The sequence below is a fragment of the Ruegeria sp. CI8 genome (genome assembly GCF_056536865.1).
Window position 1 is genome coordinate 2,075,364 of record NZ_JBQFQL010000001.1, and the last position, 20,282, is coordinate 2,095,645.

General features: G+C 61.0%; 24 protein-coding genes, 3 tRNA genes and 1 pseudogene. 5 read left to right on the plus strand and 23 right to left on the minus strand.

What is annotated here, in order from left to right; all coding sequences use genetic code 11:
* Positions 1–4: 4 nt before the first annotated feature.
* The gene (locus tag ACR0DA_RS10235; RefSeq protein WP_480753828.1) at positions 5–913 is read right to left on the minus strand and encodes a haloalkane dehalogenase; all 909 of its coding nucleotides are present in this window, start codon (positions 911–913) and stop codon (positions 5–7) included.
* 89 nt (positions 914–1,002) lie between these two features.
* On the opposite strand from ACR0DA_RS10235, the gene ACR0DA_RS10240 reads away from it, so the two are divergent.
* Positions 1,003–1,992 carry an NADPH:quinone reductase gene (locus ACR0DA_RS10240; protein WP_480753829.1) on the plus strand — a complete coding sequence of 330 codons (990 nt, stop codon included), beginning with the start codon at positions 1,003–1,005 and terminating at the stop codon, positions 1,990–1,992.
* Positions 1,993–2,083: 91 nt separating this feature from the next.
* A tRNA-Gln gene (locus tag ACR0DA_RS10245) sits at positions 2,084–2,158 on the plus strand.
* 164 nt (positions 2,159–2,322) lie between these two features.
* On the opposite strand, the pseudogene ACR0DA_RS10250 reads toward ACR0DA_RS10245, so the two are convergent.
* The 7 genes and pseudogenes from ACR0DA_RS10250 to ACR0DA_RS10280 all read right to left on the minus strand — a co-directional run.
* Positions 2,323–2,388: pseudogene (locus ACR0DA_RS10250) on the minus strand (hypothetical protein); the annotation flags it as partial.
* Positions 2,389–2,574: 186 nt separating this feature from the next.
* Positions 2,575–2,649 (minus strand) — tRNA-Phe (locus tag ACR0DA_RS10255).
* Between the two features lie 79 nt (positions 2,650–2,728).
* The gene (locus ACR0DA_RS10260; protein WP_480753831.1) at positions 2,729–2,911 is read right to left on the minus strand and encodes a DNA gyrase inhibitor YacG; all 183 of its coding nucleotides are present in this window, start codon (positions 2,909–2,911) and stop codon (positions 2,729–2,731) included.
* Positions 2,908–3,930, minus strand: coding sequence for a ribonuclease E/G (locus ACR0DA_RS10265; RefSeq protein WP_480753833.1), 1,023 nt, complete (start codon positions 3,928–3,930; stop codon positions 2,908–2,910). Before ACR0DA_RS10265 ends, ACR0DA_RS10260 begins: the two co-directional genes overlap by 4 nt.
* The gene (locus ACR0DA_RS10270) at positions 3,927–4,505 is read right to left on the minus strand and encodes a Maf family protein (RefSeq protein WP_480753835.1); all 579 of its coding nucleotides are present in this window, start codon (positions 4,503–4,505) and stop codon (positions 3,927–3,929) included. Before ACR0DA_RS10270 ends, ACR0DA_RS10265 begins: the two co-directional genes overlap by 4 nt.
* Before the next feature lie 11 nt (positions 4,506–4,516).
* Complete coding sequence (gene infA, locus ACR0DA_RS10275; RefSeq protein WP_005978431.1) at positions 4,517–4,735, minus strand: translation initiation factor IF-1; 219 nt, start codon at positions 4,733–4,735, stop codon at positions 4,517–4,519.
* An 87-nt stretch (positions 4,736–4,822) separates the two neighbouring features.
* A complete protein-coding gene (locus tag ACR0DA_RS10280) occupies positions 4,823–5,698 on the minus strand; it encodes a carbon-nitrogen hydrolase family protein (RefSeq protein WP_170601551.1) in 876 nt (291 codons plus the stop codon).
* Positions 5,699–5,893: 195 nt separating this feature from the next.
* Here ACR0DA_RS10280 and ACR0DA_RS10285 point away from each other — a divergent pair, with 195 nt between their 5' ends.
* Positions 5,894–7,069 (plus strand): S41 family peptidase, encoded by a 1,176-nt coding sequence (locus tag ACR0DA_RS10285; protein WP_480753836.1) that lies wholly within the window; start codon positions 5,894–5,896, stop codon positions 7,067–7,069.
* 55 nt (positions 7,070–7,124) lie between these two features.
* Here the strand turns inward: ACR0DA_RS10285 and ACR0DA_RS10290 are convergent, their stop codons facing one another.
* The 9 genes from ACR0DA_RS10290 to ACR0DA_RS10330 all read right to left on the minus strand — a co-directional run bounded on the left by ACR0DA_RS10290 (position 7,125) and on the right by ACR0DA_RS10330 (position 12,928).
* Complete coding sequence (locus ACR0DA_RS10290) at positions 7,125–7,718, minus strand: GNAT family N-acetyltransferase (protein WP_170601546.1); 594 nt, start codon at positions 7,716–7,718, stop codon at positions 7,125–7,127.
* Entirely contained in the window at positions 7,711–8,109 is a 399-nt protein-coding gene (locus ACR0DA_RS10295; RefSeq protein WP_170362805.1) for a ketosteroid isomerase-related protein, read from the minus strand. The genes ACR0DA_RS10290 and ACR0DA_RS10295 overlap by 8 nt, the downstream gene beginning before the upstream one ends.
* The gene (locus tag ACR0DA_RS10300; RefSeq protein WP_170358064.1) at positions 8,106–8,564 is read right to left on the minus strand and encodes an arsenate-mycothiol transferase ArsC; all 459 of its coding nucleotides are present in this window, start codon (positions 8,562–8,564) and stop codon (positions 8,106–8,108) included. The genes ACR0DA_RS10295 and ACR0DA_RS10300 overlap by 4 nt, the downstream gene beginning before the upstream one ends.
* 3 nt (positions 8,565–8,567) lie before the next feature.
* A complete protein-coding gene (locus tag ACR0DA_RS10305; protein ID WP_093962859.1) occupies positions 8,568–9,047 on the minus strand; it encodes a UPF0262 family protein in 480 nt (159 codons plus the stop codon).
* A 94-nt stretch (positions 9,048–9,141) separates the two neighbouring features.
* Positions 9,142–10,443, minus strand: a complete 1,302-nt coding sequence (gene hisD / locus ACR0DA_RS10310) for a histidinol dehydrogenase (protein WP_480753837.1) — start codon at positions 10,441–10,443, stop codon at positions 9,142–9,144.
* Positions 10,444–10,501: 58 nt separating this feature from the next.
* Complete coding sequence (locus tag ACR0DA_RS10315; protein WP_480753839.1) at positions 10,502–11,023, minus strand: GNAT family N-acetyltransferase; 522 nt, start codon at positions 11,021–11,023, stop codon at positions 10,502–10,504.
* A 1-nt stretch (position 11,024) separates the two neighbouring features.
* Entirely contained in the window at positions 11,025–11,501 is a 477-nt protein-coding gene (locus ACR0DA_RS10320) for a DUF2948 family protein (protein ID WP_480753840.1), read from the minus strand.
* Positions 11,501–12,766 (minus strand): UDP-N-acetylglucosamine 1-carboxyvinyltransferase, encoded by a 1,266-nt coding sequence (gene murA, locus ACR0DA_RS10325; protein ID WP_480633503.1) that lies wholly within the window; start codon positions 12,764–12,766, stop codon positions 11,501–11,503. Before murA ends, ACR0DA_RS10320 begins: the two co-directional genes overlap by 1 nt.
* Positions 12,767–12,772: 6 nt before the next feature.
* Complete coding sequence (locus ACR0DA_RS10330) at positions 12,773–12,928, minus strand: hypothetical protein (RefSeq protein ID WP_170447007.1); 156 nt, start codon at positions 12,926–12,928, stop codon at positions 12,773–12,775.
* 83 nt (positions 12,929–13,011) lie between these two features.
* On the opposite strand from ACR0DA_RS10330, the gene ACR0DA_RS10335 reads away from it, so the two are divergent.
* A tRNA-Thr gene (locus tag ACR0DA_RS10335) sits at positions 13,012–13,086 on the plus strand.
* Between the two features lie 367 nt (positions 13,087–13,453).
* Positions 13,454–14,155: a phosphoribosyltransferase gene (locus ACR0DA_RS10340; RefSeq protein ID WP_480753842.1), complete on the plus strand. Its 702-nt coding sequence runs from the start codon at positions 13,454–13,456 to the stop codon at positions 14,153–14,155.
* A gap of 18 nt (positions 14,156–14,173) precedes the next feature.
* On the opposite strand, the gene ACR0DA_RS10345 is transcribed toward ACR0DA_RS10340, so the two are convergent.
* The 6 genes from ACR0DA_RS10345 to ACR0DA_RS10370 form a co-directional block, all read right to left on the minus strand.
* Positions 14,174–14,710 carry a hypothetical protein gene (locus ACR0DA_RS10345; RefSeq protein WP_480753844.1) on the minus strand — a complete coding sequence of 179 codons (537 nt, stop codon included), beginning with the start codon at positions 14,708–14,710 and terminating at the stop codon, positions 14,174–14,176.
* Between the two features lie 82 nt (positions 14,711–14,792).
* Positions 14,793–15,683, minus strand: coding sequence for a DNA-processing protein DprA (locus ACR0DA_RS10350; RefSeq protein ID WP_170648407.1), 891 nt, complete (start codon positions 15,681–15,683; stop codon positions 14,793–14,795).
* A gap of 693 nt (positions 15,684–16,376) precedes the next feature.
* On the minus strand, positions 16,377–16,622 hold the full coding sequence (locus ACR0DA_RS10355) for a MoaD/ThiS family protein (protein WP_040633350.1): 246 nt from the start codon (positions 16,620–16,622) through the stop codon (positions 16,377–16,379).
* A complete protein-coding gene (locus tag ACR0DA_RS10360; protein ID WP_480753846.1) occupies positions 16,615–18,870 on the minus strand; it encodes a xanthine dehydrogenase family protein molybdopterin-binding subunit in 2,256 nt (751 codons plus the stop codon). Before ACR0DA_RS10360 ends, ACR0DA_RS10355 begins: the two co-directional genes overlap by 8 nt.
* Positions 18,870–19,349: a (2Fe-2S)-binding protein gene (locus tag ACR0DA_RS10365; RefSeq protein WP_170368885.1), complete on the minus strand. Its 480-nt coding sequence runs from the start codon at positions 19,347–19,349 to the stop codon at positions 18,870–18,872. Before ACR0DA_RS10365 ends, ACR0DA_RS10360 begins: the two co-directional genes overlap by 1 nt.
* On the minus strand, positions 19,346–20,212 hold the full coding sequence (locus tag ACR0DA_RS10370) for an FAD binding domain-containing protein (protein ID WP_480753848.1): 867 nt from the start codon (positions 20,210–20,212) through the stop codon (positions 19,346–19,348). Before ACR0DA_RS10370 ends, ACR0DA_RS10365 begins: the two co-directional genes overlap by 4 nt.
* Positions 20,213–20,282: the final 70 nt, after the last annotated feature.

A 20,282-nucleotide genomic window follows, 5' to 3' on the forward strand; every position in this document is an offset into this window, starting at 1 on the left:
CTGCTCAGGCCGTCTCACGGATGAAGGCAAGAACCGTTTCCGCAAGTTCCTGGGGCACGTCCTCCTGAAGGAAGTGACCGGCTTTCGGCAGCACAACATGGTTCTGTCCCGCCGCACCAGGGCAAAGTTTCTGAAAAACCCCGTTCACCCCGGCCATGACCCTGTCCTCAGCGCCAAAAGCCGTCAGGACAGGAGTTTGCAGACCGCGGATAACGTTCCAAGCCTGTCGGTTCGGTTCAGACTCGGGATCGTCGGGGCGGTCAGGCACCAACATCGGAAACTGTCGCGCCCCGGCCTTGTAACGATCGTCAGGGAACGGCGCATCATAGGCGGCGACCTCGGCCTCGGTCAGCTTTGAAACCGTTCCACCGTAGACGATGCGCCCGGCGCGGAAATCCGGCACCTCCTGGCTGAACTGTCGCCAGGCGGCAAACGCCTCGCCCAAGGGCTGGTCCCCGGTTGGCAAGGCCGTGTTGGCAACAACGACCCGGGCGAACCTGTCTGGCATCTCGGCCCACAGGCGCAACCCGATCAATCCGCCCCAGTCCTGACAGACCAGGGTGATGTCCCGCAGATCGAGTTGACGCAGAACCTCACCCATCCAGAAGACATGCCGTGCATAGGTATAGTCGTCGCGGTCGACGGGTTTGTCGGATCTGCCGAAACCCACAAGGTCCGAAGCGATGACCCGGTGACCCGCGGCAGCGACTGGCGGGATCATGTGACGGTACAGATAAGACCAACTGGGCTCGCCGTGCATCATCAGTACTGGCGCTGCCGCGCGCGGCCCCTCGTCCAGATAGTGGACCCGCAACGCGCCGCCTTCAGTATCATCCACCTCAAGGTAGTTGGGTGCGAAATCATAGTCGGGCAAATTTTGGAACCTTTCGTCCGGTGTACGCAACGCCTTCATACTCTGATCTCCCATGGTTTTTTGACAGGCTAGCATTCCTGGCCCGCGACGATAGGGTGAACGTCACGACGCGACAAACCGGAGCCGCCATGAAAGCCGTCACCTACCAGACATTTGGGCCCGCCGCCGATGTTCTGTCCATTCAAGAACTACCGGATACACCCCCGGGCCCGGGCGAAGTGACCGTTGCGCTGGCCTATTCCGGAGTGAACCCTTCGGACGTGAAGGCACGTGCGGGGGCACGGCCCGGGATCACCAAACCGCCTTTCCCGGTGATTGTGCCGCACAGCGACGGATCAGGTGTCATCTCGGCTGTCGGGCCTGGGGTTCCGGACTCGCGGGTGGGTCAAAGGGTCTGGATCTGGAACGGCCAGTGGGGTCGTGCGTTCGGGACGGCCGCAACCCAAATCACCCTGCCCTCGGAACAGGCTGTTCACATGCCCGACACGGTCGCGCTGCAAACCGGTGCCGTCCTCGGCATTCCCGGCCTGACCGCCAGCCACACCGTGTTTTCCGGAGGCCCGGTATCGGGTAAAACCCTGCTTGTTCACGGCGGTGCAGGAACGGTCGGATTCCTTGCCGTCCAGTTGGCCAAATGGGGCGGAGCAAAGGTGATGGCAACAGCCGGTCCACGCAACTTCGAACGTGTGACAAAGGCCGGAGCCGATGCGGTACTGGATTACACGGCGCCCGATTTGCCCACACAGATCCTGGACGCCAATCAAGGGCTTCCGGTCGATCGCATCGTCGATGTGGAGTTTGGCCAAAACGTCGAAACCAACGTTGCAGTTATCGCCGAAAGCGGAAGAATCAATGCGTATGGCTCGGCCCAGAATATGACGCCGACGCTTCCGTTTTACCCGCTCATGTTCAAATCGGTGACGTTGGAAATGGTTCTGGTGTATCTGCTGCCGGCCGAACTGCGCAACGAAGCGGTCGCGAACCTGCACCAAGCGCTGACCGATGGCGCGCTGAACTGCCCGATCCAAAAGGTCTACTTGATGGAAGAATGCGCCGCCGCACACCGCGCGGTCGAGGCCGGAAACCGAACCGGAGCGGTGCTGTTGGAGACCAAATAGATCGCCCGCAAAAAAATTTTCACGTGTTTCGATTTTTTGCGGGAAAGCACTTGAACACCGTCACCAACAATCGTAGATAGCCGCTCACCGTTGGGGTGTAGCCAAGTGGTAAGGCAGCGGTTTTTGGTACCGTGTATCGTAGGTTCGAATCCTACCACCCCAGCCACTAAATCTTTGAAATTGCAGATATACTGATATGGCTTCTGAGAGCTTTACAGCGTCAGCGGTGGCTTGATCAGTGCATGACATCGAAGACCCAAGCTCGGCGGCAGTTCCCATCCTCAGGAGATGCTTGCCCGGTAGGTCTACGTTTTGGATGCGTAGGTGGTACCAGTGTTCATCGAGTTGCTGAGAAGCTCTTTGCGCTCGGGACTTTGCGACCGCCGCTGATCTTGTCCGTAGCGAGAATTATGTTTTTCCGGTGGTATTGTGGTGATCGAGGTCTTTCGGGACCCGTCGTGTGAAGTAGAAAACCCCTGCTTTCACAAATGAGAATGGGACGGTTTTGTTCTCCAGTATGTACTTCGCCCTTGGCCAGCTCCAGTTAAAGCTGAAGGGAAACAGTAGCTTACCTGTTGGGAATGGTGCCCGGGGGCGGAATCGAACCACCGACACGAGGATTTTCAATCCACTGCTCTACCCCTGAGCTACCCGGGCACGGGAACGGCGTTTGCCGTTGGGTGCAGGCCTTCTATGACTTGCCAAACGCGGTGTCCAGAGGCTTTTTCAGATTTTTTCAGTGCGGGCGATCCTTGATTTCGACGGCATCCTGAATCTCATCATCAAGGTCATCCTCGCGCTGCGACGGAACCGCATAGGAGCCGTTCAGCCACTTGGCCAGATCGATATCGGCGCAGCGTTTCGAACAAAACGGACGAAACTGTTTGACCGAATCTTCTCCGCAGATCGGGCAGCTCATCTCAGGACCTCCGACAAAGGGATGCGGCCGCGTTTACGTTGCAACTCGTAGTGGCCCAGCGGCGTCCAGCCGGCAAGGATCGTTTCTTCGCTGTCAGCCCTGAAGGCAGCGCGGAGTGCGGATTCGAACCCGCGCCGGTCCTTTTTGGGCATTGGCGCAAGGTCCAGCGTGATCTGCCCGCCCAGCCCGCGCACGCGAAGGGCGCGCGGCAGTTCCTTGGCGCAGGCGAAATTGGCCTTTGTCCCCGCAGCCAGCGAGCCATCCGAACCGGTGTTCACATCCACGGCCACCAAAGCCCGGGTTAGTTCGACATACATATGCGCCCCACCCGCCAAAGGATGGGATGCGCCACGTGCGGCGTCCAGCGCCTCGAGCACGCCATGGTCCGCGAAACCGCCCGCCTGGGTCGAGACCTCGGCCGGCTCCACCCATTCGCGCCAGGCGAGGACATGCGGTCCGTCGCCCTCGGACAGCGTTTCCGGCGCGTTTCCGGTGTCGTTCACGACCTGCTCGGCCAGCGCTCGCATGGCGGCGATGTCTTCGGCGATCTCATCGGCATCCGCGCCCTGGCAACCGGAGCGCAGGATCAGACCGAAGGGGCTGCCGTCCATCTGCTCATGCGCGATCACCAGCAGCCGGTCGCGCTCCTCATCATCGCGGATCGAGCGGGAGATGTTCAGCCCGGGCGCGTCCGGCGTGACGATGGCATAGCGGCTTTTGAACAGGATGCGGTTCGTCACCGGCAGGGCTTTGCCCGGTTCGGCATAGCCCGTGACCTGCACCAACAGCATCTCACCCGGCGCCAGTCCCTTGACCTGCCGAAGGAAAGCCGGACCATCCGGCGTTGTCAGGAACATCCCGCCCTGCCCTTTGATCGCCCGCTCGGCCCGGGCCCGGTAGATCGTACCCGGGGCAGGCGCATCGGCAGCGATCAGGAAATCATCCAGTTTGCCATCCACCATCAGGGCCGCGGCTTCGCGGCCTTGAATGTGATCCAGAATGATCGTTCGACCTTTCATGATGCCTCGCAATACAGGGGGTAACCGATGCCTTGCAACAGTCCTGCGGTTTCAGACAAAGGCAGCCCGACGATACCGGTGAACGAGCCCGAGATCCAAGGAATGAAGGCGCCCGCGGGCCCTTGGATGGCATAGGCACCGGCTTTGCCCTGCCAATCGTCGGTAGCGAGATAGGCGTTGATTTCCACGTCCGAAAGACGCTTGACCTTGACCTGGCTGACGACGTCACGCTGCAATACCCGATCGCCGCGACGCACCGCGACCGAGGTGATCACACGGTGGCGACGTCCTGAAAGGGCATGCAGAAATTCGGCTGCCTGTCCCGCATCTTCGGGCTTGCCCAATATGCGTCGACCCAGCGCAACCGTCGTGTCGGCGCACAGGACGATATCGTCCGGGGCCGCCTTCACGGCATGCACCTTCTCGCGGGTGATGCGCGCGCAATACGGCAGCGGAAGCTCGCCCCTTTGGGGGTCTTCGTCGATGTCGGGGGCAGAAATGGCGTCGGGCTGCACGCCAAGCTGAGCCAGCAGGTCCAGCCGTCTGGGGCTGCCCGATCCTAGAATGAACGCCATTGCGGCAGGCGTTACTTGAAGCGGTAGTTGATCCGACCCTTGGTCAGATCATAGGGGGTCATCTCGACCTGAACCTTGTCGCCGGCCAGAACACGGATGCGGTTTTTGCGCATCTTGCCTGCCGTATGTGCGATGATCTCATGGCCGTTTTCCAGCTCGACCCGAAACGTCGCATTAGGCAGGAGTTCCTTCACGACACCGGGAAATTCGAGCGTATCTTCCTTGGCCATGTTGTCTCCATCTTTGCGTTGCCCTGCAGAATCCGCAGGTGGCGCTTAAATGAGCCTATTTCGGCCTTATTTCAAGGGTGGAATCACTTAAAGGCGCGACATTGTGACCGATTCGACTCGGGGCGTCTGCTCGTTCCAGTGGGATCGGTTCAGGACATGGCCATCCGCCCGAACCTCGGCGATCGCCGACAGATCGACGTCTGCGTAGGTCCAGCCGGGCTGGTTGAGCACGCCTTCCGACAGCACGCCGGTTTGTGGAAAGCCCTTGTCCGGCGGGCCGAAAACGCCTCCGGTCCCAGTGTTTGCGTCTACGGACTGAGACCATTCATTGTTACCCACCAGCGACGCCATGACCGTAACGCATTGATTCTCCAATGCACGCGCCATCGCGCCGATACGGACCCGCCAATAGCCCGACAGGGCCTCGGTGCAGGACGGCACAAGGATCACGTCGGCCTCTGACAGGGCGCGGCCCAGCAGAGGAAACTCGCTGTCATAGCAGATCAGAACGCCGATCCGGCCCAGCGCCGTCTCGAAGATCTTCGACGGTCCGCCCGGCGCGATGTCCCAATCTTCGCGCTCGAACCGGGTCATGATCTGCTTGTCCTGATGATCCTGCGCGCCTGAGGGGGCGTAGAATTCGGCGCGGTTCACCGGGCGGCCTGGGCCGGCCCGAACCGGGGCGGACGCACCCAGAATGTACACATTGTATTCGGCCGAGAGGCGTCGATGCAGGATTTGTACATCTTCCATCCGCTCGGATACCGCCTGGATCGAGCGTTCGAGATCCCCCGCAACCTCGGCCCCGGCCAGCGTCGAAAGCTCCATCGCGCCGTACTCGGGAAACACCAGCAGTTCAGCCCCCTGCCCTGCGGCCTGCGAAACCCAAGCGTCCAGCTTGTCTTCGTACTGCGCCCAGCTGTCCAGCCAGTCGAGATTGTAGGCGGCGGTGGCGATTTTCATGATGCGTGTTCCAATGCTGTTCTTGCGAAGAAGTAAATAGCCGTTGTTGACCGGTGTACAGGCCAATCGGGCTGCGCCCTGCAACAGAAACTTTTGGTTCGATGCATAGCCTTGCAAAGCGAGGGTCCGGGCCGGGAGAGCGCCGGACCCGCACCCAATCTGGACATTGCCGATCGGCCATGCGCACTGTGACCCATGTCGCTGATCGATGACCTGGAGCTCATTCTGGAGACTGTCCTGCCAAACGACCCCAGCTTTTGGCGGATCGAAAGGGCGGCGATAGACAGCTGTGTCAGCGACAGTCGGCGATACGCACTTGAGGGCTCGGTCGAGGCATTTCTGCTGTCGGCGATGCGCCTTGTGGCACTTCCCAACAACGGGCACACAAGGCTGATCCCAAATGATGCCATCTCGGTGTTGCCTCTGCGGTTCGTGAGCGTGGGGCGTTCCGTCCAAGTCCTTGGATCGGCATCAAGGGTGATCGCCCCACAAGGCAAGCTGCTGGCAGTCAATGGCGCAGCTGTAAGCGAAATCGAGGCCGCGGCGGACAAATTTCTGGCGGGAACGCGCCAGAGGAAGCGGGTCATCGGTCCGATTATCCTGGCTTGGCCGCACGCGTTGGAACGGCTGGGATTTTCGTCCGACGACGGTATGACCGAGTATCACGTGCAGGACGAAAACGGGCAGACAACCAATCTGAAAGTAGCAAATGGAAACACCGTTCCTGCGTCGACGCTCTACCCGAGAAACGAGCACGGCAAAGCCGATCCAGCATGGGAACCCGAGAGCTTTGTGGAGATTGAGGATTGGCAGGCACTTGGGCTTTCAATTCAACTGCCGAGCTTCTTTGACCCAGGCAAAGATGCGCTGCGCAAAGCCATATCCGAGGCAGCGGATCGCGTGCGCGCTTGCTCTGACAAAACACTCTTTTTTGACGTTCGCGGAAACACCGGCGGTGATTTTCTTCTGACGATGCCTTTGATCGACGCAATCGCGCAAAGCGCAAGTCAGCGGGTCGTCGTACTTGTCGATAAATTCACGTTCTCCGCCGCGATCGTGTTTGTCGCCATCCTCAAGCATCGCTTGGGTGACAGGCTCAAACTCATCGGGGAAGAAATGGGAGACGGACTGACGTTCTTTGCCGAAGGTGGGTTGCTTGACTTGCCAGCGAGCGGAGCGGTCGTTCGATACTCCTCCGCATTTCACGATTGGAGGACGGGAACGTCTGACGAAACGACACCGCCCGAAATCGCGCGGCAAATCGTGCCCGTGGGAGAATTGAACCTGGATCGGGAATGTGTCGCAGGACCATTGGGCGCTGGAGCACGAGGAGCGTTCTATCGACGGATCCTCGAAGATTGTCGCGGCTAGACGAACGGCTGTCGGCGCGCGTGCCAGCGGGCACACACAACGCGTTGCGGCGGGTTCACAAATCCCTGATCCAGAACTGCAACGGTTTGAGGGTTTCCGAGTCCTCGCCCAGGTCCTTCCACGAAAATCGGGCGATCACGCCGGGCAGGGGCGCATAGCCCCGCGCGCGCCAGAACGGGTCGAGCGGCCGATAGTCGGCCGGCTGCATCGGGTGGTCGCCCGGACGCTGCACGCCGCAAAAGGCACATTTGGCAAAGCCCAAGTCCCTCGCGTGACCCTCGCGCAGGTCAAAGAACGCATGTCCGACGCCCTGCCCCCGATAGGCGGGCAGCAGTACGGATTCGGCGCAATAGAAGATCTGCGAAAGGTCCAGCCCGGTGCCGTCGAAAGCGGCAGCGAAATCCTCGGCATGGTCAGCCAGCGGCGCGCCGGTCGCGGCTCCGACCAGCCGGTCGCCGTCAAAGGCGCCGACGACGATCGCCTGGTCGCTGTCGCGGTAGGATTGCAGGTATTCGCGCTCGTAGTCCAGATCGCCGTCATAGAGATAGGGCCAGTCCCGGAACACCGCGATGCGTAGGCGCGCCACGTCGTCCAGCGCCGCCTCGAGCGCCGGCCCCGTCAGCGCGCGGACCTTCGTGACCTCAGCCACCCGACACCTGTTTCACCCAGTCAGCAAGATTGTAATAGGTGGTCACGCGGGTGATCTTGCCGTCCTTGAGGTCAAAGAACGACCCGGCGGGCAGGCGGTAGGACTGGCCCGAGGCCGCGGGCAGGCCGGCATCGGTTTCCAGATAGGTGCCGTTAACGATGTATTCAGCGGCCGCGCGGGTGCTGCCCTGGGCCTCGAAGATCACCATGTCGGTCAGGGTCTCGCGATAGCAGCGGTTCATATGCGCGCAGAATTCGGCGAATTTCTCTTTGCCTACGCGGATCTTGCCTTCGTTCACGTGATGGGCCACGTCATCGGACAGGCAGGCCAGCATGCCGGTGACATCCCCGGCGTTGAAGGCATCGAAATAGGCTTGTACGGTCTGGGTCATGCGATCTCCGTAGGTTCCCCCCAACGATCCTTCAGGTGTTTGATGATCTGATCGCGGGTCTGGCGATAGTGGTGTAGCTTTTCCTCGCGCGTCTCGCCCAGTCCGGTAGGGTCCATTATTGGCCAATAATCGACATCGAGGTGAAAAACCCGCGTCAGCTCCAGCGCTTTGCGCTGGCTGGCAGGCGACAGGGCCACGATCAGGTCGAATGATCCCAGGTCATCCCCCCATTCCTGCATCTCGTCGAACGACCGCGACCGGTGGCGTGACAGTTCCACGTCGATCTCTTGGCAGACGGCGATGCTGAACCCGTCGATTTCCAGGTCGTTGTGTACCCCGGCCGACTGCACATATGTGCCCGTGCCGTAGAATTTCTTCATGATGCCTTCGGCCATGGGCGAGCGCACCGCGTTGTGGTCGCAGCAGAACAGGACCGAATGCGGCAGAGGCTTCACCCGTCAGCCTCCGAAATGAAGCACGCAGATCAGCGTGAACAGGCGGCGGGCGGTGTCTGTGTCGATCTCGGCCTTGCCCTCGAGCCGTTCCTGCAGAACCCGGCTGCCTTCGTTATGGATGCCGCGCCGGGCCATATCGATGGTTTCGATCTGGCTGGGCGGCAGGGTCTTGACCGCATCGAAATAGCTTTCGCAGATCTGGAAGTAGTCCTTGACCACCTGCCGGAACGGACCCAGTGACAGGTGGAACTCGGCGGCTTTCTGACTGTCTTCGGTGGTGACGTCGAACACCAGCCGCTTGTCGCGGATCGACAGTTGCACATGATAGGGGCCGTCGGGCACCAGCCGGTCGTCACGTTTGGGCAGGGCAAACGAGTTTTCCTCGAGCAGGTCATAGATCGCAACCTTGCGCTCCTGCTCGATCTCGGGCGTGGGCGGTGGCAGGTTTCGATCGTCCAGTTCGATATGCGAAATGCGGGTCATGGTCATCGACTTCCGTTCAGGTCAGGCCAGACCTAGCGCACCTATGCCCGAGGGACAACGCGGGAAACGGGCCGGACGCAAGGTCAGATGGCCGTCAACCGTTCAGCCGCTTGAGCCGCGCGCCCACGGATAACCCGTGCGCCTCCAGGCTTTCCGACCGCGCCAGTTGCTCGGCCGCCGGCCCGATAGCACGGAGGGCCTCGGGGGTCATGTGGCTGAGCGTGGTGCGTTTGAGGAAATCCATCACGCTGAGCCCCGACGAAAACCGGGCCGAGCGTGCGGTGGGCAGCACATGGTTCGGCCCGCCGACATAGTCGCCGATGGCCTCGGGCGTGTACTGACCCAGGAAAATAGCGCCGGCGTGGATGGTCTTGCGGCTCAGCGCCGCCGGATCGGCCACGCACAGTTCCAGGTGTTCAGGAGCGATGCGGTTCGACAGCGCGGCGGCCTCGTTCAAGTCGCGCACGGTGATCACCGCACCATAGTCGCGCCAGCTGGCCCCGGCGATCGCGCGTCGTTCGAGCGTCTCCAGCCGTTTTTCCACCGCCTCGGCCACCGCGCGGCCGAAACCGGCATCATTGGTGATCAGGATCGACTGGGCGCTTTCGTCATGCTCGGCCTGGCTGAGCAGGTCCAGCGCGATCCAGTCGGGGTCGTTGTCCTTGTCCGCGATCACCAGGATCTCGGAGGGGCCGGCGATCATGTCGATGCCCACCTTGCCGAACACCCGCCTTTTGGCCGCCGCCACGAAGGCGTTGCCCGGTCCAGTGATCTTGTCCACCGGCGCGATCGTGTCGGTGCCATAGGCCAGAGCGGCAATCGCCTGAGCGCCGCCGATGCGATAGATCTCGTCGACGCCAGACAGGCGCGCGGCCAGCAGCACCAGCGGGTTGACCTGCCCGTCCGGCGTGGGCACCGCGATGGCCAGCCGCTCGACCCCGGCCACCTTTGCGGGAATGGCATTCATCAGCACCGAGGACGGATAGGAGGCCAACCCGCCCGGCACGTAAAGCCCCGCGGCAGAGACCGCCGACCAGCGCCAGCCCAAGGTCGCGCCCGCCTCGTCGGTCCATTCCTGATCCTGCGGCATCTGGCGCTCGTGATAGGCGCGGATGCGCGCGGCGGCCAGTTCCAGCGCCGCGCGGTCATCGTCGCTGACGGTCGCGATGGCCTGCGTCACCTCGGCGGCGCTGAAGGCCAGCGTGTCCGGCGACAGCTCCAGCCGGTCGAATTTCGCGGTCAGCTCGATCACGGCGGCATCGCCACGCGACCGCACATCGGCGATGATCTGCGCCACGACGGCGTCGACATCGGGGCTGTCTTCGCGTTTGGCGGACAGAAGGGCTTGGAAACCGGTTTCGAAATCGGCGGATGTCGTGTCGAGGAAAACGGGCATTTGCGTACTCCGGGGCGTTTGAACGGGTCTTATCGCCCGCCGGGGCGGGCCTCAACCCTCAGCCCGAGGGGTGCAGCGATTTGCGCAGGGGAAATTGGGGAATGCCGTTCCAGTCCGCGGGCTCCCCCGCCGTGACCCAACCGTTCCGGCGATAGAAGCCCAGCGCGGTCTTGGTTGACATCAAATGAACAGTGGTGGCCCCGGACAGGGCCAGTTCAGACTCGAGCCGGGACAGCAGCGCGGCACCGACTCTCTGCCCTGCGTGGTCAGGATCGACATAAAGCAGCGAAATCTCGGCCGGTGCGCGCAGCCCACCGACGGCGGCCACATGCCCGTTCCGCTCGGCCAGCCAGATCTGGGCGCCCGACGTGATCCAGTTGCGAACGGTCTGCGGGTCCTTGTTGGCAGTCCACGCTGCGATCTTGTCTGGCTGATTTCCGTGGTCGGCCTCACACAGTCGGGTGATGGAGCGGACCAGAACCTGACTCACCCCAAACACGTCGAACACGGTGGCCCGGCGCAGCGACACGCCGGCCTGCCCCGGAGACAGCGCCTGCGAAATGCCACGCTTGTTCTGCATGTCAGTCCGGGTGCCGAGGGGCCTTGCCCGAAGGCGCACGATAGGGGCGGGTCACATCTTTGAGCTTTGCCTCTACAGCTTCCACCGTCAAACGGATCGCGCCATCTCCGGCCAGCACAAGCAGCACGTCGCCCGTGCCATCTTCCGAAGGGTGGAACTCGATATCAAGAACCGAGAGGATCAGGTCCTTGTCGGATCGATCAACCCCTTGGCTGGACACCGACAGGACCGAGTCGAATACCAGCAGCGACTGCACCCGCTCGAATTCCCGACCACGGCGCTCGGCTGCTTCCTTGTCCTCCCACCGGAACCGGTTGAGCAGCAAGGCAAAGCGGCGGCGGGTTGGTTGCCAGGTCATTTCGCTGACCGGAAAAACCGCATCCTGCGTCAGCGTTGCGATCACCTTGAGGTCCTCGGCATCCAATGCGCCAAGGTTCAGCGGCGCCTCGCGCCCGTCTTCGAATGTTGCGTCTGCCATCAGCCCTTGATCCGTTCTATTTTCGCGCCCACGCCTTCCAGCTTGCGGACCACATGCTCATATCCGCGGTCCAGATGATAGACCCGGCTGACGGTTGTTTCGCCCTCGGCCGCCAACCCGGCCAGGATCAGCGAGACCGAGGCCCGCAGATCGGTGGCCATGACTGGCGCACCCTTAAGACGCTCGACCCCGGTCACCGTCGCGGTGCCGCCATGCACCTCGATCTGCGCGCCCATGCGCACCAGTTCAGGGGCGTGCATGAAGCGGTTCTCGAAAATCCGCTCCTCCAGCACCGAGGTTCCCTCGGCCGTGCACATCAGCGCCATCATTTGCGCCTGCAGATCGGTAGGAAAGCCCGGGAACGGCTCGGTCACCACGTCCACGGCGCGCACCCGGCCATTCCTGCGAGAGACCTTCAGACCCTGTTTCGTCTCGGCGACATCCACCCCGGCGGCCGTCAGCTTCTCGACGAAGGATTCGACCAGTGACAGGCGGCCGCCCAGCAGTTCGACCTCACCGCCGCAAACGGCGGGGGCCAGCATGTAGGTACCCAGCTCGATCCGATCGGTGACCACCTGGTGCGTGGCCCCGTGCAGGCGGTCGACACCCTGGATCTCAATGGTCGAGGTGCCCTCGCCGTCAATCTGCGCGCCCATGCTGCGCAGGCATTGAATCAGATCCACGATCTCGGGCTCGCGTGCGGCGTTTTTCAGAACCGTGGTGCCCTTGGCCAGCGTCGCGGCCATGACGATGTTCTCGGTGGCACCCACTGAGGCAAAGCGCATTTCATGCACGGCGCCCTTCAATCCACCTGGCGCCTTGGCGTGCAGGTAGCCGTCCTTCAACTCGATTTCGGCACCCAGTGCTTCCAGCCCCTCGACATGCAGGTCCATCGGCCGCGCCCCGATGGCACAGCCGCCCGGCAGCGACACCACGGCCTGCCCGAAACGCGCCAATAGCGGCCCCAGAACAAGGTTCGAGGCCCGCATTTTGCGCACGATCTCGTAATCGGCCGTGTGACTGGTCAGATCATGGCTGGACATCGCCAGAACCTGCCCGTCCTGCAGGGCCGACACCTCGGCCCCCAGCGACTGCAGCAGCGCGGTCATGGTCTTGATGTCACTCAGACGCGGCGCGTTGGTCAGCGTCAGCGGATCTTCGCTGAGCAACGTGGCCGGCATCAGCGTCAGACAGGCATTCTTGGCCCCCGCGATCGGAATTTGGCCGTGAAGCGGCCCGTTGCCCGTTACCAGAATCGAATCCATCTGCTCTTAGTCCTTGTGCTGTCCCAGCCGGTCATCCTGTGCGCTGCGCGCCTTGGCCTGCGCCTTGCGCCGCGCCAGGTTTGCCTTGAGGGCAGCCTTGAGCCGATCTTCGCGCGCGGATCCGGATTGTCCGTGTTTTTTGGGTGATTTTTTCTCTGCCATGATCTTTCTCTACAGGAGGCGAAAAAAACCGTCCAGAGACCCTTGCGCCCCGTTTCGTTTGAGTCTAATCACCCGCCCACAGCGCTGCTGTAGCTCAGAGGTAGAGCACTCCCTTGGTAAGGGAGAGGTCGAGAGTTCAATTCTCTCCAGCAGCACCATCCAAACCCCAAAACTCACCCAAAAATCCCTTACAAAACAAGGACTTTGGCTTTCCCCCTGATCCCGGTTTTTCCGAAAATCCGCTTTCACCGTATTTTGTGAAACGCATAAAAGCGCGGTGAAGTGCGCGAAACTGCACGGAAAATGCGTGCAAAATCCGTGCACATTTCACTCGTGAAATACGTACTGTTTATTATACAGAATCAATGAATTGTGGATCCGATGCAAAGCAAAGCGCCCAAAAAAGGGGTAGGCCTTATTGGGTGTCAGCTTCAAAAAAGTGTTTGCGAATTAGATCTTTCAGTCTCGCATGAAGAGCGATAACTCTCGCGATGAACATACTTTATTGATTGGAAAAGAAAATCGATGGTCCTGCATGTCAAAGCTATGGCGCAGTACTTGACTGACGAAGTCGAAAAAATGCGAGACAGAGACTACACCGCTATACAAATCGTGAAATCTGTCAAAGGGCGCCCGCCCGGCGGATACTCAAAACGGCTGACGTACAAAGGGCGCACCTACACAATTGGCCCCGACACACCCGAGCAAGGTTGTGCTCTTTGGTCGGCATGGGCTGCAAACTTCATACGAAGCAGTCTGGATCATCCTGAAGAGGAAGTTGTCTTAGTTCCGGTTCCCAATTCTTCGGCAGTGTTCGATGGTGAAGGGTTTCGAACTTTTGAACTAGCCGCCCAAGTCGCGGAGGCGGTCGGTGGTAACGTTCAAGCCTATGACGAGCTTCGCTGGAAAGAGCAAAAAACTCCCTCGAGCAAAGGTGGTTCTCGCCTAGCTTACGACTTGTATCCTAATTTGACCTTCGAACAAAAAGGGGCAGCGGGAGCCGACCGAATCTTGATCGATGATGTTCTCACCAGCGGTGGCCACCTTCAAGCCTGTGCTGCAAGACTTCGCGAAAAATCTTTAAAAGTTAAAGGGGCTCTAGTTTGTGGACGCACAACGCATGCACAACTAACCAACCCGTACAATGTCCCAGTTGAACAACTTCCAGACTTTGACCCCAAAGACCCTTTTGGCTTCGGAGGTATTTCCGATGATTTTGAGATTTGATTTCTATCAGCGATAAGATCAGTCAGGGAATATTCGTCTAGCTACGAATAAGCCTATTATGGGCACGCCCGGGAATCGCTTTGACAAAACTTCGTGCATTGCTCGGAAATGCGTTCCGGTCGTCAGCATGTCGTCAACCACTCCAATTTGTTTGGGCGCTGGGTTCGTTAGTTCTTCGGCTATCGAATATGCAGAAGACAGCTCTTCCACTGTGACACGCGCGCCTGCACCGCGTGCGTGATTTGCCACCATCGACCCAGTTTGCACGACGAGGTTGCGCACATCTTGTCCCTGCCTAATCAACCGGCAGATTCTCTCCATACGATCGTCGTAAGCAGGATCTGCAACGTCCTTGGATGGCGGCACTGGGACAAGCGTGGCCTCATCCAGCCATTCTGGATTCAGCGAACCACGAAATTCTGCAGCACACTGAATAATCGCTCGCTCCTTGTACTGCTTGACGGCCGGGCTGCTAGTAACCGGCTTTTTCAAATTGGAAATAAGGTTGTTAGTATCACTGAAATCGTAGTTTCGACCCGAAGTCTTTTCTCGCAAATAGAGACACCTGTCGCCTATACGAATACGAGAATGAGCGTCTCTTGTTGCGTCATCGATTTCTGAAAGACGAATAGGTGGGTTAGTCAATTGCGTTCCATATGTCGTCTGGCGTTTTGACGCGGATGGCGCCTTGTGCTTCAAATCTGGCGGGCCAGTTAATGTCTTCTCGTTGGAAGCAGCTTTCCAGAATGAATAGTTTGCGCCCTTGATGTAACGCCGCCCTAGCTTGTGTCAGCGTACCCGAAGTTTCCCCTGCCTCGACAATGATTGTTCCAATAGTCAAGGCAGACATAGTGGCGTTTCGTTCCGGGAAGTACTGCCTCTTGTTGCGGAAAGGCTCTTCCGAGTATCGTACAACTGGTACCTGTGAAATAAGCAGATGCTCTCTGGCAATACGATCTTGAAGAGCTCTATTTTCCTTAGGATAATACTCTCCAAGAGGTGTGCCTATCACGCCGATAGTAGTACCCCCCGCTTCGATCGCTGCACTGTGCGCAGCTTGATCAATACCGGTTGCGAGACCCGATACCACGGCATAGTCTCTCTTGACCAATTCTCTTGCCAAACGTGCGGCTCTTTTTTGGCCGTTTTCGGAAGCTTTTCGGCTTCCAACGACGCAAAATCCAGGCTTTTCTGAAAGCTCCCAGGTGCCTTGATAATAAAGCATTTCTACTGGATTTCGAGCATCTCGCAGTTTTAGCGGATACTCTCCCGCGTGATGAATCCGTACTCCGAACGGGTTTACGCCACGATCCTTGAGCATACTCATAACTCGGCGCGCCATATCGTCTGCTTCGGCACGGGGAACAAAGTCAGACGGGAGCGCCGTTTTGTCATTCCGGAAAAGATCGGCCATCTTCTTCCACGACATCCCTTGTCGCGTCCAAAGGGCCTCGTATGCGCCCATTTCTCGCATCGGTGAAATAGAGTTGAGGCTTACCTCGCTGGTATCTAAGGCAAGCCTATTCATAGCTTACGTGCACCGAGACGCATTACACTGCTTCTTCCCATTTTTTTTCTGTTCTCCTGTATCGTTGTACGCGGGGTTTGCTCAGCAATGCAACTCTGACGGAGTGAATAACGATAAGCCTGTCCCTTCTTATGCGCATGCGACCTGTCCGAGGACATCGCTGCTCTTCTTCAGAACAAATTTACACACATTTCAGCGGCAAGTTCGCGTCGGTTGATTGAAAACCTCGAAAAAGTCAGACGGTTAAAATCACCGCATTTTGCTCGATCTAACCTAAAAGGGTTGACGAGATCCGTGCAAAATCCGTGCAGCCCACCCAACCTTTTCAATTAAGTATTTGTAATATAAAGATAATTTTCCGTTCGGTCTTTCCATTGGTAAGGGAGAGGTCGAGAGTTCAATTCTCTCCAGCAGCACCATATTCCAGTTTTTACCCGGATTCCGCTGCACGACGCCTCGATATCTTTGCAGGCGCAACTTCCCCGACGTCAACCACGCATGGCCGGAAATCACACACATCTGACACCTTCCCGCAATACTAATGCCAATATTGCAATACATAGCGGATCAATCCTGCCGATCCGTTTGATGGTGTTTTTTTAACGAGGGGGTACTTCGGTAGGACCAGGGGTGAGGCCGAAGCGCCGAATTCAAGACCGGGGCTTCCGGTCCTCCCCCGCCGATTTCACAATTCTACCCGCCCCGCAGTCGCTGCATCAGATAGACTTCGGCACCTTCGGGAATAGGTTCGGACAGACCCGCTGCAATGATCCTGCCATTGACGGCAACGGACACGCCCGCGTCGATCGGGGCCTGCAGTTGCGGATGAAGGCGCACCAGTTCGCGCAGCAGCTCGCCGGTTGTCGCAGCCTGAACCTGCACCACTTCCTGGCCCCCGGTCAGCGACCGGAGACCGGACCAGAGATGGACCTCAACCATTGCCCTTGAGCGCAGCCAGAATGCGCGGCGGCGACATCGGCAGTCGCCGCATCCGCACGCCCGCTGCGTTCGAAACCGCATTCGCGATGGCCGCCAGCGGTGGCACGATGCCGGTTTCACCCACGCCACGCACGCCGAACGGGTGGCCCGGGTTGGGCACCTCGACGATCACCGTGTCGATCATCGGCAGGTCGCTGGCCACAGGGATACGGTAGTCGAGGAACACCGGATTCTGCAGCCGGCCATCCTCGCCGTAGATGTATTCCTCGTTCAGCGCCCAGCCGATGCCCTGCGCCGCGCCGCCCTGGAACTGGCCCTCGACATAAGCCGGGTGGATCGCCTTGCCTGCGTCCTGGATGACCGTGTAGCGGGTGATCGAGGTCTTGCCGGTTTCGGGATCGACCTCGGCATCGACGATATGGGTGCCGAAGGACACGCCGGCGCCTTCGGGGGTCGCCTCGAAATGGCCCGAGATCGGCCCACCTGTGCGCCCCATGTCGGCGGTGATCTCGGCCAGCGGCAGCGGGTCGAAATCGCCCGCGTTGGGGCCGGACGGCACCGCGCAGCCGTTTTCCCATTTCACCGCGTCCACGGGGATGCCCCATTTGGCCGCCGCGCGTTCGCACAGTTTCTCGACCGCGTGCTGCGCCGCCTTGATCGTGGCCAGACCGCTGGCATAGGTCACGCGCGAGCCGTGGCTGACGTCGTTGTAACCCAGCGTGGCGGTGTCGGCGATGGTCACGCGGATGTTCTCGTATGGGATGCCCAGCACCTCGGCCGCCATCAGCGCCATCGATGCGCGCGAGCCGCCGATATCGGGCGTGCCGACCATCAGCTGCGCCGAGCCGTCCTCGGACAGGGCCAGGGACACCGAGGTCTCGCCCCCGTGGTTGAACCAGAACCCGCAGGCGACGCCCCGCCCCTGCCCCGGCTTCAGCGGCGCGGAATAATGCGGGTGGCCCTTGGCGGCCTCGAGCGTCTCGACCAGGCCGATCCGGTCATAGGTGGGGCCATAGCTGGCCTTGGTGCCCTCGCGCGCGGCGTTCTTCAGGCGAACCTCGATCGGGTCGAGGACCAGTTTCTTGCAAAGTTCGTCGATGACGGACTCCACCGCAAACGCCCCCATCGGCGCGCCGGGCGCGCGATAGGCGGCCTGTTTCGGGCGGTTGGACATGACGTCATACCCCACCTGCCGCACGTTGGTCAGGTTGTAGGGCGCAAAGGCGCACATCGCGGTCATGTCGCCCGGCGCGCCCGGAAAGGCACCGCCCTGCAGGCGGAACACGCCCTGGGCGGCGGTGATGGTGCCGTCTTTCTTCATGCCAATCTTGACGTCCATCGAGGCCGAGGCGGTCGGCCCCGTGGCCCGCAGAACCTCGGACCGGGACATCACGATCTTGACCGGACGGTTGGCCTTGCGCGACAGCGCCAGCGCCACCGGTTCGATGAACACGGTGGTCTTGCCGCCGAACCCGCCGCCGATTTCCGATGCGGTCACGCGCAGCTGCGCGGTTTCGATCCCCAGCAATGCCGCGCAGGTTTTCTGCACGATCCAGTGGCCCTGGGTACAGCACCACAGCTCGCCCTTGCCGTCAGCACCCAGCGAGGCAAGGCAGGCGTGCGGTTCGATATAGCCTTGGTGGGTGGCCTCGGTGACGAAGTGATCCTCGATCACCAGATCGGCCTCGGCAAAGCCCGGCTCGACATCGCCGTGGCCGCTTTCGTGATAGCGCACCACGTTGGGGTGCATGCCCTCGGGCACCGAATAATCGGCCGCGCCCTCGCGGATCACCGGAGCGCCGGGCGCCATCGCCTTGTCCACGTCGGTGACGTGGGGCAGCACTTCGTATTCGACCTCGATCAGCTTGAGCGCATCCCGCGCCGCCAGCGCCGAACTGGCCGCAACCGCCGCCACCGCGTGCCCGTCATAGAGCGCCTTTTCCCCGGCCATGACGTTTTCCAGAACGTTCCAGAACTCGCCCTCGAGCCCGGGCTTGAACGGGACATCGGCAAAATCGGCGCGGGTGACCACGGCTTTAACGTCCCGATGCGCCTCGGCCTTCGAGGTGTCGATCCGAACGATCCGCGCATGGGCGTGGGGCGAGCGCAGGATGGCGCCGAACAGCATGCCCGGCGCGGTCACGTCAGCCCCGAACCGGGCGCGGCCGGTGACCTTGTCCAACCCGTCGGGACGGTTCGGGCGGGTGCCCACGAAGGTGAAATGCGACTTGCGATCGTCGAGTGCCATTACGAAGCCTCCCGCAGCTCGGCGGCCGTCTCCAGAACGGCGCGGATGATCTTGTCATAACCCGTGCAGCGGCACAGGTTGCCGGCCAGCCAATAGCGGGCCTCTTCCTCGGTCGGGTCGGGGTTCTTTTCCAGCAGCGCCTTGGCGGCGACCAGAACGCCCGGTGTGCAGACCCCGCATTGCAGCGCGGCATGGTCGATGAACTTGCGCTGCAACGGGTGCAGGGTTTCACCCTCGGCCATGCCTTCGATGGTTTCGATCTGCTTGCCCTCGGCCTCGACCCCCAGCACCAGGCAGGAACAGACGAGCCGCCCGTCCAGCGTGACCGAGCAGGCCCCGCAATCGCCGGTGCCGCAGCCCTCCTTGGCCCCGGTCAGGTTCAGCTTGTCGCGCAGACAGTCCAGCAGGGTTTCGCGCGCGTCGCACAGGTATTCGACCGTGTCGCCGTTGACGGTGGTGGTGACGTGATGTTTGGTCATGCGGTCTCTCCCTTGGCGCGGGTATAGGCGATTTTCGCGGCGCGTTTTGCCAGAACGCCGGCCACTTCGGTGCGGAATTCGATCGTGCCGCGCTTGTCGTCGATGGGTTTACAGGCGGCCGAAGCGGCGGCGGCCAGCGCCGCCAGCGCGGTATCGTCCAGCGTGGTGCCGATGATCGCTTTGGCGCAGTCTTCGACCAGCAGGACGGTGGGTGCCACGGCCCCCAGCGCAACGCGGGCCTCGGTGATCGTGTCGCCATCGACGCGCAGGTTCACGCCCACGCCGACCACGGCGATGTCCATCTCGGTGCGCGGAATGAAGCGCAGATAGGCGTCGCCGCCACTCGCGCCCCGCGCCGGGATGTGCAGAGCCGAGATCAGCTCGCCCTGCGCCAGCGAGGTCTTGCCGGGGCCGGTCGGGATGCCCTCGACCGCTACGACCCGATCGCCATTCGGGCCGGTCACCGTCGCCGTAACCCCTGCGGCCACCATGGCCGGAACCGAGTCGGCGGCGGGCGAGCCGTTGCACAAGTTGCCAACCGGCGTGGCACGGCCCTGGATCTGGGTCGAGCCGATCAGGTCCATTGCCTCGACCACACCGGGCCACTCTCGGCCCAACTGGGGGTGTTCGCTCATCTCGGCACCGGTGACGGCCACGCCCAGCGTCCAGCTGCCATCGGCGTGGCGGGTGATGGCGTGTACGCCGTCGATGGTCTTGATGTCGATCAGGGTGTCGGGGGTCACGATCTCGGACCGCAGTTGCACCAGAACGTCGGTGCCGCCGGCCAGAAACCGCGTGATGCCCGTAGCATGGGCAGCCAGATCCGAAGCTTCGGCAAAGCTGGCGGGGCGGTGATATTGCATGATTGTACCTCGCGCCTGTTGGTCAGGGTTCACTGGGTTTGGGGCGACGTTAGAGCAGCCGCGCGGCGGC

What these genes read in the sequence shown, in the direction of transcription:
- ACR0DA_RS10270 (WP_480753835.1), bottom strand. Translation starts at nt 4,505, where the DNA reads ATGGCGTTCATTCTAGGATCGGGCAGCCCCAGACGGCTGGACCTGCTG.
- ACR0DA_RS10340 (WP_480753842.1), top strand. Translation starts at nt 13,454, where the DNA reads ATGGTCCTGCATGTCAAAGCTATGGCGCAGTACTTGACTGACGAAGTC.
- ACR0DA_RS10365 (WP_170368885.1), bottom strand. Translation starts at nt 19,349, where the DNA reads ATGACCAAACATCACGTCACCACCACCGTCAACGGCGACACGGTCGAA.
- ACR0DA_RS10320 (WP_480753840.1), bottom strand. Translation starts at nt 11,501, where the DNA reads ATGGCAGACGCAACATTCGAAGACGGGCGCGAGGCGCCGCTGAACCTT.
- hisD (WP_480753837.1), bottom strand. Translation starts at nt 10,443, where the DNA reads ATGCCCGTTTTCCTCGACACGACATCCGCCGATTTCGAAACCGGTTTC.
- ACR0DA_RS10285 (WP_480753836.1), top strand. Translation starts at nt 5,894, where the DNA reads ATGTCGCTGATCGATGACCTGGAGCTCATTCTGGAGACTGTCCTGCCA.
- infA (WP_005978431.1), bottom strand. Translation starts at nt 4,735, where the DNA reads ATGGCCAAGGAAGATACGCTCGAATTTCCCGGTGTCGTGAAGGAACTC.
- ACR0DA_RS10370 (WP_480753848.1), bottom strand. Translation starts at nt 20,212, where the DNA reads ATGCAATATCACCGCCCCGCCAGCTTTGCCGAAGCTTCGGATCTGGCT.
- ACR0DA_RS10330 (WP_170447007.1), bottom strand. Translation starts at nt 12,928, where the DNA reads ATGGCAGAGAAAAAATCACCCAAAAAACACGGACAATCCGGATCCGCG.
- murA (WP_480633503.1), bottom strand. Translation starts at nt 12,766, where the DNA reads ATGGATTCGATTCTGGTAACGGGCAACGGGCCGCTTCACGGCCAAATT.
- ACR0DA_RS10265 (WP_480753833.1), bottom strand. Translation starts at nt 3,930, where the DNA reads ATGAAAGGTCGAACGATCATTCTGGATCACATTCAAGGCCGCGAAGCC.
- ACR0DA_RS10295 (WP_170362805.1), bottom strand. Translation starts at nt 8,109, where the DNA reads ATGACCCAGACCGTACAAGCCTATTTCGATGCCTTCAACGCCGGGGAT.
- ACR0DA_RS10305 (WP_093962859.1), bottom strand. Translation starts at nt 9,047, where the DNA reads ATGACCCGCATTTCGCATATCGAACTGGACGATCGAAACCTGCCACCG.
- ACR0DA_RS10280 (WP_170601551.1), bottom strand. Translation starts at nt 5,698, where the DNA reads ATGAAAATCGCCACCGCCGCCTACAATCTCGACTGGCTGGACAGCTGG.
- ACR0DA_RS10360 (WP_480753846.1), bottom strand. Translation starts at nt 18,870, where the DNA reads ATGGCACTCGACGATCGCAAGTCGCATTTCACCTTCGTGGGCACCCGC.
- ACR0DA_RS10240 (WP_480753829.1), top strand. Translation starts at nt 1,003, where the DNA reads ATGAAAGCCGTCACCTACCAGACATTTGGGCCCGCCGCCGATGTTCTG.
- ACR0DA_RS10355 (WP_040633350.1), bottom strand. Translation starts at nt 16,622, where the DNA reads ATGGTTGAGGTCCATCTCTGGTCCGGTCTCCGGTCGCTGACCGGGGGC.
- ACR0DA_RS10315 (WP_480753839.1), bottom strand. Translation starts at nt 11,023, where the DNA reads ATGCAGAACAAGCGTGGCATTTCGCAGGCGCTGTCTCCGGGGCAGGCC.
- ACR0DA_RS10260 (WP_480753831.1), bottom strand. Translation starts at nt 2,911, where the DNA reads ATGAGCTGCCCGATCTGCGGAGAAGATTCGGTCAAACAGTTTCGTCCG.
- ACR0DA_RS10350 (WP_170648407.1), bottom strand. Translation starts at nt 15,683, where the DNA reads ATGAATAGGCTTGCCTTAGATACCAGCGAGGTAAGCCTCAACTCTATT.
- ACR0DA_RS10235 (WP_480753828.1), bottom strand. Translation starts at nt 913, where the DNA reads ATGAAGGCGTTGCGTACACCGGACGAAAGGTTCCAAAATTTGCCCGAC.